This window comes from Pseudomonas spartinae (genome assembly GCF_965197125.1).
GTDB classification, from domain to species: domain Bacteria; phylum Pseudomonadota; class Gammaproteobacteria; order Pseudomonadales; family Pseudomonadaceae; genus Aquipseudomonas; species Aquipseudomonas composti_A.
Genome location: NZ_CBDAMB010000003.1, coordinates 31,790 through 43,898, shown reverse-complemented (window position 1 = coordinate 43,898; position 12,109 = coordinate 31,790). Strand labels below are relative to the sequence as shown.

Sequence of the window (12,109 nt, the reverse complement as noted above, 5' to 3'; positions counted from 1 at the left end):
TCGATGTGACAGTATTGCCCCGTGCCCTTCGCGGCAGCCCCGAATCCGACAATTACAACAATCAGGAATCGCTTCATGAACAGCTTGCGTAGCCTGCCAATCAGCGAGCGTCTGTGGCTGCTTCTCGCGTTGGCCATGCTGGACGCAGGTCTTGCAGGGCGCTGATATGTTGCGCGAGATTCACACCGACCTTTACACCGGCAAGCCGGGAAAGACCGGCGGCATCGAGCAGAACTTGACGCAGTTAGCCGACCCGTTCAAACGTTTACTCGGGCAGTTCCGTGTGTGAGACGAACATGAGCAGCATGCAGCATCAGGAGGTCGATTTCAGTCGGCCACAGAATCAGGACCTGGTCTGGGACCTGAACAGCATGGCCCGCCGTGAGCTGGCCGAGCGTTTCATCAAGCTGTTCGAGAACCGCCTGTGCGTCTATTCCGAATCGGTGGGGCAGTTGTACCCCAACTACAGCCTGCACTTCCCCACCGATCTCGGGCGCAAGATGGTGGTACTGCCCAACCCTTACGCCTTTCACGACACGCTGCATGGCATCGACAGCCAGGCCATTCGCAAGACCGGGCTGTGCGTATTGCCAGGGCGAGTGCTAGGCAAACCGGGTTTGCTGCTCAGCACGCAGATCAAGGACGCCGGGCCGGCCCCCAAGACCATGCCGTTCAAGCCTGCACTGGCGCAGATCATCAGCAACCAGAAGAAAATCGGTGACCTGTTCCTGCCGGTGCTGATGAAGGGGGATCTGCGCGAATTCGACCAGCAGATGCCCTACATCCACCTGCATCGCCTGCAACTGGCACGCCTCGATCGACTCTCCAGCTTCGAGCGCGACGACATCCAGCAAACCATCACGCGCAAACTGCTGATGCTCTATCGACAAGCCGACAGCCTGGTGTGCTGAGCCGGCGACACCAGTACAATCGCCACCCTTTCCACATTTGAGGCCGCCGGATGTCCTGGCTCGAACTCATTGCTGCCGGGCTCGGCATCGTCGCGGTATGGCTGACAGTCAAACAGAACCCCTGGTGCTGGCCCATCGGGCTGGTGATGGTCTTGCTGTATGCCTGGCTGTTCTATGACTGGCGGCTGTACTCCAACCTGCTTCTGCAGCTGCTGTTCGCTGCGCTGCAGCTCTATGGCTGGTGGCAGTGGACCCGTGGCGGCGAACGCCACGATGGGCGCAAGGTCAGCCGCCTGGGCCTGGCCGCGGTCCTGAGCGGATTGCTGATCGGCGCCGGCGGTGCCTGGCTACTGGGCTATCTCATGGCCAATTACACCGACGCCAGCTCACCTTGGCTGGATTCGGCGCTGACTGCATTCAGCCTGGTGGCGCAGCTGTGGATGGCGCAGAAACGCCTGCAATGCTGGGCGCTCTGGGTAGTGGTGGATCTCTGCTACGTCGCCTTCTTCCTGTACAGCGAGTTGTTCCTCACCGCCGGTCTCTATGCCGCCTTTACGGCCCTGGCCGTCAGCGGCTGGCTGAGCTGGCGCCGCGACCCGGCATTGCAGTACCAGCGATGAAAGTCCTGGTTCTGACGGGGCCCGAGTCCAGCGGCAAGAGCTGGCTGGCGGCAGAAATTCAGGCGCAATTCGGCGCAATGGTCGTGGGCGAGTACGTGCGTCACTTCATTGACGAACAGCAGCGCGATACCTGCTACGCCGACATCGACGAGATCGCACGCGGCCAACTGGCCTGGGAGGATGCCGCGCGGGCGGCCAAACCTGCGCTGCTGATTCTCGACACGCACCTGCTGAGCAACATGCTGTGGAGCCAATGCCTGTTTGGTGATTGTCCGCCGTGGTTGTCGGGTGAGCTGTTGGCGCGCCATTACGACCAGCATCTGTTGCTCGATCCCGCCGGTGTGCCCTGGGTCGAGGATGGCCAGCGCTGCCAGCCACAGCTGGCCGAGCGCCAGGCCTTTCATCAGGCCTGCCGAGACTGGCTCCTGGCCAACGGGCAACGCTTCAGCGAACTGTCCGGCGACTGGGGTCAGCGTCGACAGGCCGCACTGGAGCATGTCGCGGCGCTGCTCGGCTCATCTGATCAGCACACTGGTCCAGGCCACTAACAGGCTCAGGCACACCACCAGCGTCAGAGGCGTGCGCAACGCCGGATACCAGCGTGGCGCCAGGCCCGCTCGCACGGCATGCATGTCGGCCAGGTACAGGCCAACGAAGGAAAACAGAAAGATCGGCAGGGACAAGCCCATGGGCAGTCCGCCAGCCAGTGCAGCCCAGCCCAGCAACGGCGGTATCACTGAAAGCCCCAACTGCAGTTTGGCCTTTTCGTCTGCCACCTCACCGCGGATGGCCAGGCCCCAGTGAATGGCGCCCATGAAAGCCAGAATCACGGCGGCATAATCGAGCAACGCCTCCAGCACGAAAGGACGCCAGCCCATGGGAATCACCCAGATACCCAGCGCGCCCCCAACGAATGGAACCAGCCCTGCATACCCCAGCAAAATAGCCAGTTTCGGCGGTTTCTCGGCGTCGAACGGGTGCATGGCGATCTCCTTGACGGCAGTTTGCCGAGCACCTTAGCAGTGTTTATCGCGCGTTACAGCAAGGGGTCAGCGCAAGCGATGCTTGTGCAGCAGGCGGTAGAAGGTCGGCCGCGAGATCCCCAGCGTACGCGCCGCCTGACTCATGTTGTGGGTATAGCGACCGAGAACGTCGTTCAGCGCCTGACGCTCGGCGCGCAGGATGTAGTCCTCCAAGGTCACTGGAGCATCGACGCCGGGCTGTACCGGCTGCAAGCCGAGGTCAACGGCAACAATCTGTCGCCCCTGCGCCAGTACCAATGCACGCACCACGCGATTGCGCAACTCACGCACATTGCCTGGCCAGGGGTGGCCGGTCATGGCTTCCAGTGCCTCATCACTGAAACGGCGGTGATGTCGGGCGATCGTGGTGCCATGCTGCTGGGCAAAGTGCTCGGCCAGCAGCAACAGGTCGCCAGGATGCTCTCGTAGATTTGGCGTGTGCAGCTGCCGCGGCGCCAGGGATTGAAACAGCTCCGGTGTGAAGCGCCTGCGCTGCACTGCCTGCATCAACTCGCCTTGGTCCAGGGTCAAGAGCGCTGCATGAGGATGACGTTGCAGGTGTTCGAGCAGGCGTTGCTGATCGGCCTCGGACAGTTGCTCGACGTTTTCCAGCAGCACAGTGCCTGGCTTCGCGGGGCTGAGCAGGCCGATATCGAACCCCACGGCGCAATCGATACAGTGCAGATTTTGCCGTGCACGGGGTGACCGCTGGTGCAGCAGGTGCGCCAGCAGATGCTTGCCGCTGCCCCGCTCCCCGCAAAGAAGCAATGGGCCATCACAACGCGCCAGACTATCGAGCGACTTGCGCACGCTGCGCGCTGGGCCGCTATTACCGAGAAATTGCGCGGCCTGCCGTGCGCCTTTCAATTGCAGTAATCGGGATGCCACCTGAGCCTGTTGCAAGGTTTCCAGCAAAACAGGCATGTCCAGCGGACAGGGTAGCGCCGCGAACAGCCACTCCCCCACCAGTTGTTCGCTGCAGAACTGCCTCAAACGCTGGTTTTGCGTCACGGCTACGCAACTCAGCCCTGAACGCTGCACCAGCTTGAGCAAGGCAAGGCTGGGAGGCCGTTCGAGAGACAGCAGAAGCACCTCTGCCGCTTCACTGACCAACCTTTCAGGGGGGCAAGGCTTCAAGCTCCAGCCCGCGGCCTGAAGTGGCTGGAGGAGCGTGTCTAATACATCGAAAGGCTCGAGCACCAATACTTGGCGGGATGCGACGGAAACAGCCTCGAACATATTCCATCCTTGGCGCCATTATTTTGTAATTCCAATAAAAACAACACTTTGGCGCGCACAGATGTAACGCTAGCAAGAAGTTTGACGCTCCATGGATCATTTCTCTATATCCGTTGTTCCTGTTGGTTATTGCGCAATGCTCCCGATTGCCGCGATGGCACCTTGCCAACGCCGTGCAGTATTGGCATAACAGGCAACTTCATAAGAACGCCACAAGGATGTAACTGATGCGTCTGCTCCGTCGTACCCTGAAGCTCATCCTTGTGCTGGCACTGCTCGGTGTGGCGGTGGCGCTGTATTACGTGGCCAATCCCAATCTCCCGGCTTATCAGCAGCCGAACCAGTTGCATTATTTGCAGCAGTGGACCGATGAGCAGCGCCAGACTTACTACTACACGCCTCAGGGAACCACGGTTAAAGGCCTGCGCTATGACTGGTTCAACGCATTGGAAATGCCGTTCGGCACAGAAAAGTTCGCCCGCCTCGACTACCTGGCCCGTTTTGGTTTTCTCACCGATCCCAAACAACAGCCCAGCGATCTGAACCCCGGCAATCTTCCGGTCGGTTTTACCCGCCATCAGGACAGCGAGAGCGGCGAACACTTCCTCGATATCAGTTGCGCGGCCTGTCACACCGGCGAATTGCGCTACAAAGGCCAGGCCGTGCGCATTGACGGTGGTGCCGCCCTGCACTCCCTCGCTTCCACCGTCCCTACCTTGCGCGGCGGAGGCTTCGGTCAGGCGCTGGGCATGAGCATGGCCTTCACCTATTACAACCCGCTGAAATTCCGCCGATTCGCTCAGGCGGTACTGGGCGACCAGTACCCGCAAGGCCGTGATCAACTGCGTGAAGACTTCAAGCAAGTTCTCGACAGACTGCTCGCCACTGCATACAACGATTGGCACCGCGGTCTTTATCCCACCGAGGAAGGTTTCGGCCGCACCGATGCCTTCGGTCGTATCGCCAACACCGTGTTTGGCGATGTACTCGACGAGGCCAACTACCGCGTCGCCAATGCTCCGGTCAGCTATCCGCAACTCTGGGACATCTGGAAATTCGACTGGGTGCAGTGGAACGGCTCAGCCATGCAGCCCATGGCTCGTAATGTCGGCGAAGCCCTCGGCGTCGGCGCCAGCCTGCACCTGCTCGACGAGAACGGCAAAGGCGTCGTCGAAGCGGATCGCTACGCCTCCAGCGTGCGCCTGCATGACCTCTACACCCTCGAGGAAACCCTGAAGCGCCTGCAGCCACCCAAATGGCCGGAGGCCATCTTCGGCAAGGTGGATTTGCCACTGGCCAGCCGTGGCAAGGCGCTCTACACCGAGAACTGCGCCTATTGCCACGCCCCTGATCCCAAGCCCCGCGACCAGCGCCTGGCGCCTTCGCGCGATCCCGAATGGAAGATGCGTGTCGTACCGATCAGCATCGTCGGCACCGATCCCACCACCGCCGACAACATCGCCGATCATCGTTTCGATATCAGCCGCCTGGGCTGGACCAAGGCTGAACTGTCCCGACTGGATGTAAAGCTGTACGGCGCCAGCCTCGACGATGTCGATTTCAAGAGCATTTCCAGTGCCAAGGGCTTGGCCTACATCACCGCCTACGTGGAGAACCGCGCCTATCAGGACGCCGGCATCGGACCGCGCCAGCGCGAGGAAATGGACGGTTATGGCCTGCCCATCGGCGTTCAGGAAAAACGCGGCTACAAGGCTCGCCCCCTCGACGGCATCTGGGCTACCCCGCCCTTCCTGCACAACGGCTCCGTGCCCAACCTGTTCGAGCTGCTGTCGCCGGTATACGAGCGGCAGGCCCAGTTCTGGGTTGGCGACTTCGAGTTCGACCCGGTGCGCGTTGGCTATCGCAGCGACAAGTTCCCAGGCGGTTTCCTGCTCGATACCCGCATCACCGGTAACGGCAATGGTGGTCATGAGTTCCGCGATGGCTGTCGCCAGGAAGGCGTCATCGGCCGGGCACTGGCGCCGGACGAGCGCCTTGCCCTGATCGAATACCTGAAAGTGCTTGGTAACGCCGACCTGGAGGTCCAGCTCAGTGAAGTGCCGGTGCGCCCCTGGACACCCGGCCCGAGCTGCGAAGGCTGATTTCAACCGATACCTAGAACAAGGATTACAACGATGTTGAAACGCTTCTGGCTCTGGCTCGGTCGCCTGCTCGGCAAACTGCTGCTCACCGTCGCCCTGGCCGGTCTGGTCGGTTGGGGCTTGGGCGAAGCCTATTACGCCTGGAAATTTTCCGGCCCGGTCTCCACGCAAGAGCAGATTGCCCCCGATGAAGCGCTGCTGACCCGGCTGATCATCGAGGATGCGGTGCGCATCGTCGAACAGCACCGCGATAACACCCGCGTGCTGCGGGACGCCCACGCCAAGGCCCACGGTTGTGTGAAAGCCGAAGTGCAGGTGCTCGATACGCTGGACGAATCACTGCGCCACGGCGTGTTCAGCGAGCCTGGGCACGTCTGGCAAGCCTGGATGCGCCTGTCCAACGGCAATGCCTATCCGCAGTTCGACCGCGCACGTGATGCGCGTGGCATGGCCATCAAACTGCTCGACGTACCCGGCGAGAAACTCATGAAGAGCCCGGCACACGCCGGCGAACAAGACTTCGTGATGTTCAACCACCCCGCCTTCTTCGTCCGCGACGTGGCCGAATACCGCAGCAATTTCGCCGCGCAGGCCGACGGCAAGAAGGTACAGGCCTTCTTTCCCAGCTGGGCCCCACGCACCTGGGAGGTGCGCCACTTGGTCATCGCCCTCAAAACCCTGGCTCCAGCGCCAGAAAGCCCTGTGGCCACTACCTACAACTCCATTGCCCCGTTCAAGCTCGGCGAACTGAACATCAAGTATCGCGTGATACCTGCACCACAGAACTGCGCGCCTTATGAGCTGCCGGAGCAGAACACCGCCCTGCCCAACTTCCTGCGCAATGCGCTCTACCAGCAACTGTCACTCGATCGTGCCCCGGCCTGCTTCGAATTGCAGGTGCAAAAGCAGAACGCGCAGTACTACATGCCCATCGAAGACCCGAGTGTCGAGTGGAGCGAAAAGATATCGCCTTTCGAAAGCGTTGCCCGTATTACCGTGCAACCTCAGGACTTCGATAGCCGCGAGCAAAACCTGTTCTGCGACAATTTGTCCTTCAACCCTTGGCATGCACTGCCGGAACACCGTCCTATCGGCGGCATAAACCGTTTACGCAAATCGGTATATGAAGCGGTCAGCGCTTACCGCCATGAGCGCAACGCCCCAGCCCCCGTGGTCGTTGCCCCGCAGCCGATCGAAGAAGACGCGGAGGTGGAACTTTCGCAGTAAAAAGTTGCAACCCGCACGACGCATAAAGTTCCTGCCAAGACACTTTACGGCAGCAATAAAAACTTTTTTCGGCATTGTGTGACTTATGGGTTCGCTGAGTTCATCAACTGCAATGTAAGGCCAGCATCGATAACTTGTTGGCCGCAACTAATTGCTGGGATCAACTCGGAGAAACCGAACCCATGAACACTCCGCTGCGTTTCAACGAAGCCTTGCTGATTGCCGATCGCGCCTTCCGCCCGTTCCAGTGCGTGGCCTGGGCTCCGCAGGACGGCACCGGCCTTGTCAGCATCAGCGTCATCGACCGCACCAACACCCGCTTGCTTGGTCGCCAACTGTCCAGCGCGACCTACACCGACCCGCAACAGCTGGAAAATGCGCTGCAGCACTCCCGCGATGAGCTGCGCAGCCAGGGCTTCGACCTGGCGCCGTGGAGCATGCCGGAGTAAGTGCTTTTCGGGGCGCCTTGTGCGCCCCCTGATTTACCCCGTTGCGCCTGGCCCTGCGGAAGCGGCAGACTGCTGCGATCAACCCCTGTGCCGAGTTAGTGCCATGCTTGAGCTGCGCCCCAACTGCGAGAACTGCGACTGCGACCTGCCTGCAGCCAGCAGCGATGCGCTGATCTGCTCCTTCGAGTGCACCTTCTGCCGCTCCTGCGCGGAATCCGTGCTGGCGCTGCGCTGCCCGAACTGTGGCGGCGAACTGGTAAGACGGCCTATTCGTCCAGCCGAAAAGCTCGAACGCTTCCCCGCGTCCAGCAAGCGCATCCTCAAGGCCTGAAATGAAAAAGGGGCGACTTCCGTCGCCCCTTTTTCATAGTCAAGTCGCCTATCAGTAGTAGGCGTTCTCGCGGTTGCTGTGATCGGTCACGTCGCGCACGCCCTTGAGTTCAGGGATGCGCTCGAGCAGGGTTTTCTCGATGCCTTCCTTGAGGGTGTAGTCAGCCTGACCACAGCCCTGGCAACCACCGCCGAATTGCAGCACGGCAATGCCTTCATCGACCACGTCGACCAGGGTGACCTGGCCGCCATGGCTGGCCAGACCGGGGTTGATCTCGGTCTGCAGGTAGTAGTTGATACGTTCGTTCAGCGGGCTGTCTTCATTGACCATCGGTACCTTGGCATTCGGCGCCTTGATGGTCAGCTGGCCGCCCATGCGGTCAGTGGCGTAGTCGACGACTGCATCTTCCAGGAAAGGCTCACTGATACCGTCGATCCAGGCAGTGAAGCTGGCCAGGCCAACCGCGGTGTCTTCAGGCTTCTGCTCACCCGGCTTGCAGTAGGCAATGCAGGTTTCAGCATAGGACGTACCTGGCTGGGTGATGAAAACTCGGATACCGATCCCCGGGGTGTCCTGCTTGCTCAGCAGCTCGGCCAGGTAGTCTTCGGCAGCTTGGGTAATGGTGATGGCACTCATGGCAACTCCTCACGGTCATGCGGCGGATTGTACGCCAACTGAGGACCTGAATATAGTCCTACTAATTTACTCAGGATAACGACTGCAGCCCTCTCCGCTCTGCTCGCTCCCCGACCCATACTTTGGCACGAACGACGAGGCGCTTTTCGAGCAACTCGTAGCTGACCCAGCCTGCCAGCGCGATCACCGCTATGCAGGCTGCGATGACGGGGGCCGGAGCGAGGTCGAGACTGGCCTGCAGGTACCAGCCCAGCGATAGCACGATCACGTGCAACAGATAGACCGAATACGAGCAGTCGCCCATGTGCGCGAGCACGCGATTGCCCCTGAACCAGGGCTCCATGGCAATGCAGGCGGCGACGATCAACGCGCTGGGCACGCCCCAGTGCAGCAGTCGCATGGAGTTGTCGAAATGGAAGATGGTCAGCAGCGAGGCGGCGATGACCAGCAGCGGCAGCCACAGGCGATGGCGAATCCAGCCCCGCTTGTAAAGCACGCCCAGCAGCATGCCGAAGATGAACTCGTAGACGATGCTGTTGCGGTAGAAGTCGCTCATCCACGGCTGGGTTGCCAGCAGGCTGAAAGCGGCCAGGGCAACGACGATGAACAGCAGACGCAACCGTTCGGTCACGACGAAGGCCAACGCGAACAGCAGATAGAAGAACATCTCGTAGTTCAGCGTCCAGCCGACATTGAGCGTCGGATAGAGGCCGAAGCCTCCTGGATTCTCGGCCGGGATGAAGAACAACGAGAGCAACAGATGATGCAGGTCGAACTCCTGCACGGGCATCACCGGATTGGCGAAGGCGATGATCAGCGCCGCGATCAGCGAATAGAGCCAATAGACCGGGGCGATGCGTAGCACGCGATTGAGCATGAAGCGCCAGGGCGTGATGCATTTGCCCTGCGTGGAGAGATAGATCACCAGGCCGCTGATGACGAAGAAGATGTCGACGCCAACCGCACCCCGCTCAGCAAAAAGACGGCCGATAAAGCTGTCGGCCTGAAAATTGAAGAACACCTGCATGACGTGATGAAAGACCACAACCCAGGCTGCCAACGCCCGTAAAGCCTGCACTGAAACCAGCATTGAACCGCCATCCCCCTGATACCGAAATCGAAACCCGGGTGCCCGCAAACAGGCAACCACAAGGTCCGACCGCGGCGACTCGAGAAAGATCGGTAACACCCAAGGCGCAGCGACGGGCTGTAACCTGCGCGGCAGAGCTACCGGTGTCTGCCGCGCCAGGGGCTTCAGGCCTGCTAGAGATTCTCGTAGCGATTCATATCCAGCACTCCCGCCTCGATCGGCTGGGTCTCACGGATACGCTCGCCCAGGTCATGGAAGTAGCGCCAGAACTCCGGATGACTGCGGCGCACGCCCCAGCGCTCGACGATACGCTCGAAGGATTTGCCGTCGCGGACAGCTTCCATTTGCTTGACGAAGGCATCCACCTCACCGACTTTGACGTTGAACAGGAAGTTCGGGTAGCTGCTCAACACTTCCGGGTAGATGGTCAGAGTGTCCAGCCGCGGCTGATAGCGCAGCTCTTCGCCCAGCATGAACGCCACGTTGCTGTGCGCGCGGTTGCGCAGCATGCTGTAGATCTCGCGCTGGCCGTCACCCAGCTCCACGCGCAGCATCGTCGCTTCTGGTAGCTGATCGATCACCGGCAAACCGCCGGCTGGGCGACTGGCCAAGCGCGCCAGCGCCTGTTCAGCGTGCTGCAGCTCCTTGGGCACGTCTTCACGATAGCAGCGTGCGCCCGTGCAGCGGTTGATCGGGTCAGGGCGCGCATTGAGCGTGGCATAGCGCTGCAGCAGTTGTTCGGCGAACTGTTTCTTCGGGTCATTGCCACTCAGGCCAATGGCGCTGGGCGAGCGATGATCGACCGAGGTGTAGTCCAGCAGCATCTTCAGCTTGCCGCTGTTCTGATACCAGTCATCCAGATAGGCCTCACGCGAACGAGCCGGCAACAGACGCAGGAAGTTAACCTCGGCACCGTTGCGAATCAGGTCGAAGTACAGGCGCGTCTGCGCCTGGTGCGAGACGTTGCCGAACACGTCGAAATTGACCACCAGCTGGTAATAGGTGCGTTCCAGCAGCGGATAGTCCATCCACCAGAGGGTCTGCGGGATCTCGCCGAGCAGGCCTTTGCGCACCGAGGCGCTGTCGTGCTGGCGGAAGATCGACAGCAGCGCGTTGTCGTTGCCGCTCCAGATATGCGTCCAATCCGCCGGTGGTGCATCGGCATAGGCCTCCTTGCGCAGGTTCTCGTAGTCGTTGCGCTTGTCGCGGTAGTTGCGCCACAGCCCCAGCAGATCGCCGATGTCGTCGAACTGGCCAGGCATAGCGAGCAACGGCGTAGCCTCGCGCCGGTAGTCGGCGTCGGTGATGTAGAGATCGTGCTCTGGTGCCTGGAACAGCGCCCAGAAGTTGTCGCGAATCACGTCGGTAGCGATCTGCCCCCGGCACACCGGGCCACGGATGAAGGTGCGCACGAAGTACTCGGCGTTATCCAGCATGAACTGATAGCGGGCCCGCGCCGGAATCGCCGCGAAGGTTTCGAAGGGGTTGGCGCGGCGTTGCGCGCCGTAGCCCGGCACGGCGTCCAGCGTCCAGTCTTCGCCGAAGAACAATGTCTTGATCCGCGCCAGCTTGTCTTCGCCCAGCGGATAAGTGATGTGCGTCTTGTGCACGATCACGCCCTGGATCGGCCACAGGCGGTAATAGAATTCGGTGCCCGGATCATCGTTCGGGCGGCGAGTGGCAATCGGGTCGATCGGCTCGCCGCTGGGGGTGCGTGAACGCACCATCTGGAAGAAGTGACCAGGCTCACCGCCCTCGACGTACAGGTGGGCGAGGAACAGGTGCTCGTACAACCAGCGCGAAACCAGATCCTGCCGCGCACCTGGCGCGTTCATGAAGTCTTCCCACTGCGCCACCTGGCGCAACTCGACCGCGCTGGGCTTGAGCGCCTGCTCGGCAACCGGCGCACCCTGCGCCAGCCATTGCTCCAGCGTGGCGTACTCGTCATCGGTCAGGCCGGTCACCGCGAACGGCATGCCGCCGTGAGGATTCTTCTGCGCATAGGCAGCGAACTCTCCCGGCAATGGGCAGCTGTTGCTACGAGTAATGGCGATGTCCAGGTTGTCGGGCAACTTGGCATTGGGCTCGAGGGGCTGGCTGCGGCCCAGCTCGAGCATGCGCTTGATCAGCGCGGCCTGGCCGTTCTCGCCATCGAGCACCGAATGAAAATCGCGTTTACGCCAGGCCGACTCGCCCTGGGCGTCCAGATACAGGCGAGTGGTCGCTTGCGCCTGGGTACGCGTGCCGTCATACACCGGTTGCTTGCTGGCGCCCCGGAGGATGCCCTCGCCACTGCCGAGGTTCAGCTGGCACGGGGCGTCATAGCAGGTATGGCAGGCTATGCACTTGTGGGTGAGGATGGGTTGCACGTCGTCGATATAGGAAATCTCTTGCGCACGGGCCAGGCCGGCTGCGAAAGAAAGTAGAAAAAGAGCAGCAGGCTTGAGCATGGCCACATCCTTGATTGCGATGCGGGCAATTC

General features: G+C 61.0%; 13 protein-coding genes. 8 read left to right on the top strand and 5 right to left on the bottom strand.

Annotated elements, in window-relative coordinates:
• The first annotated feature begins 166 nt into the window (after positions 1 to 166).
• Genes ACN8M7_RS07555 through ACN8M7_RS07540 form a run of 4 tightly spaced genes read left to right on the top strand, consistent with a single transcriptional unit; the run spans position 167 to position 2,079 of the window.
• Positions 167 to 289, top strand: coding sequence for a hypothetical protein (locus ACN8M7_RS07555; protein ID WP_269451532.1), 123 nt, complete (start codon positions 167 to 169; stop codon positions 287 to 289).
• Positions 290 to 296: 7 nt separating this feature from the next.
• Positions 297 to 911: a hypothetical protein gene (locus ACN8M7_RS07550; protein WP_490260338.1), complete on the top strand. Its 615-nt coding sequence runs from the start codon at positions 297 to 299 to the stop codon at positions 909 to 911.
• A gap of 50 nt (positions 912 to 961) precedes the next feature.
• On the top strand, positions 962 to 1,531 hold the full coding sequence (pnuC, locus tag ACN8M7_RS07545) for a nicotinamide riboside transporter PnuC (protein ID WP_061239478.1): 570 nt from the start codon (positions 962 to 964) through the stop codon (positions 1,529 to 1,531).
• Positions 1,528 to 2,079, top strand: coding sequence for an AAA family ATPase (locus ACN8M7_RS07540; protein WP_490260337.1), 552 nt, complete (start codon positions 1,528 to 1,530; stop codon positions 2,077 to 2,079). Before pnuC ends, ACN8M7_RS07540 begins: the two co-directional genes overlap by 4 nt.
• Here the strand turns inward: ACN8M7_RS07540 and ACN8M7_RS07535 are convergent.
• Together ACN8M7_RS07535 and ACN8M7_RS07530 are read right to left on the bottom strand one after the other, a co-directional pair.
• Positions 2,047 to 2,514, bottom strand: a complete 468-nt coding sequence (locus ACN8M7_RS07535; protein WP_490260336.1) for a DUF3429 domain-containing protein — start codon at positions 2,512 to 2,514, stop codon at positions 2,047 to 2,049. The two genes, ACN8M7_RS07540 and ACN8M7_RS07535, sit on opposite strands and share 33 nt — an antisense overlap.
• A gap of 66 nt (positions 2,515 to 2,580) precedes the next feature.
• Positions 2,581 to 3,645, bottom strand: coding sequence for a sigma-54-dependent transcriptional regulator (locus ACN8M7_RS07530; protein ID WP_490260335.1), 1,065 nt, complete (start codon positions 3,643 to 3,645; stop codon positions 2,581 to 2,583).
• A 374-nt stretch (positions 3,646 to 4,019) separates the two neighbouring features.
• On the opposite strand from ACN8M7_RS07530, the gene ACN8M7_RS07525 reads away from it, so the two are divergent.
• The 4 genes from ACN8M7_RS07525 to ACN8M7_RS07510 all read left to right on the top strand — a co-directional run bounded on the left by ACN8M7_RS07525 (position 4,020) and on the right by ACN8M7_RS07510 (position 7,901).
• On the top strand, positions 4,020 to 5,894 hold the full coding sequence (locus ACN8M7_RS07525; RefSeq protein WP_490260334.1) for a di-heme-cytochrome C peroxidase: 1,875 nt from the start codon (positions 4,020 to 4,022) through the stop codon (positions 5,892 to 5,894).
• A gap of 33 nt (positions 5,895 to 5,927) precedes the next feature.
• Positions 5,928 to 7,121 (top strand): catalase family protein, encoded by a 1,194-nt coding sequence (locus ACN8M7_RS07520; RefSeq protein WP_490260333.1) that lies wholly within the window; start codon positions 5,928 to 5,930, stop codon positions 7,119 to 7,121.
• 182 nt (positions 7,122 to 7,303) lie between these two features.
• A complete protein-coding gene (locus tag ACN8M7_RS07515) occupies positions 7,304 to 7,570 on the top strand; it encodes a hypothetical protein (protein WP_490260332.1) in 267 nt (88 codons plus the stop codon).
• A gap of 103 nt (positions 7,571 to 7,673) precedes the next feature.
• Positions 7,674 to 7,901 carry a DUF1272 domain-containing protein gene (locus ACN8M7_RS07510; RefSeq protein ID WP_490260331.1) on the top strand — a complete coding sequence of 76 codons (228 nt, stop codon included), beginning with the start codon at positions 7,674 to 7,676 and terminating at the stop codon, positions 7,899 to 7,901.
• A gap of 51 nt (positions 7,902 to 7,952) precedes the next feature.
• Here ACN8M7_RS07510 and nfuA read toward each other — a convergent pair whose 3' ends face one another.
• The 3 genes from nfuA to ACN8M7_RS07495 form a co-directional block, all read right to left on the bottom strand.
• Positions 7,953 to 8,537, bottom strand: coding sequence for a Fe-S biogenesis protein NfuA (nfuA, locus tag ACN8M7_RS07505; RefSeq protein ID WP_061239491.1), 585 nt, complete (start codon positions 8,535 to 8,537; stop codon positions 7,953 to 7,955).
• Positions 8,538 to 8,607: 70 nt separating this feature from the next.
• Complete coding sequence (locus ACN8M7_RS07500; RefSeq protein WP_490260330.1) at positions 8,608 to 9,627, bottom strand: acyltransferase family protein; 1,020 nt, start codon at positions 9,625 to 9,627, stop codon at positions 8,608 to 8,610.
• 173 nt (positions 9,628 to 9,800) lie between these two features.
• Entirely contained in the window at positions 9,801 to 12,077 is a 2,277-nt protein-coding gene (locus ACN8M7_RS07495) for a fatty acid cis/trans isomerase (RefSeq protein WP_490260329.1), read from the bottom strand.
• Positions 12,078 to 12,109 lie beyond the last annotated feature (32 nt).

Bases quoted from the DNA above. Each gene is read 5' to 3' on its own strand.
- ACN8M7_RS07555 (WP_269451532.1), top strand. From the start codon at position 167: ATGTTGCGCGAGATTCACACCGACCTTTACACCGGCAAGCCGGGAAAG.
- ACN8M7_RS07550 (WP_490260338.1), top strand. From the start codon at position 297: ATGAGCAGCATGCAGCATCAGGAGGTCGATTTCAGTCGGCCACAGAAT.
- pnuC (WP_061239478.1), top strand. From the start codon at position 962: ATGTCCTGGCTCGAACTCATTGCTGCCGGGCTCGGCATCGTCGCGGTA.
- ACN8M7_RS07540 (WP_490260337.1), top strand. From the start codon at position 1,528: ATGAAAGTCCTGGTTCTGACGGGGCCCGAGTCCAGCGGCAAGAGCTGG.
- ACN8M7_RS07535 (WP_490260336.1), bottom strand. From the start codon at position 2,514: ATGCACCCGTTCGACGCCGAGAAACCGCCGAAACTGGCTATTTTGCTG.
- ACN8M7_RS07525 (WP_490260334.1), top strand. From the start codon at position 4,020: ATGCGTCTGCTCCGTCGTACCCTGAAGCTCATCCTTGTGCTGGCACTG.
- ACN8M7_RS07520 (WP_490260333.1), top strand. From the start codon at position 5,928: ATGTTGAAACGCTTCTGGCTCTGGCTCGGTCGCCTGCTCGGCAAACTG.
- ACN8M7_RS07515 (WP_490260332.1), top strand. From the start codon at position 7,304: ATGAACACTCCGCTGCGTTTCAACGAAGCCTTGCTGATTGCCGATCGC.
- ACN8M7_RS07510 (WP_490260331.1), top strand. From the start codon at position 7,674: ATGCTTGAGCTGCGCCCCAACTGCGAGAACTGCGACTGCGACCTGCCT.
- nfuA (WP_061239491.1), bottom strand. From the start codon at position 8,537: ATGAGTGCCATCACCATTACCCAAGCTGCCGAAGACTACCTGGCCGAG.
- ACN8M7_RS07500 (WP_490260330.1), bottom strand. From the start codon at position 9,627: ATGCTGGTTTCAGTGCAGGCTTTACGGGCGTTGGCAGCCTGGGTTGTG.
- ACN8M7_RS07495 (WP_490260329.1), bottom strand. From the start codon at position 12,077: ATGCTCAAGCCTGCTGCTCTTTTTCTACTTTCTTTCGCAGCCGGCCTG.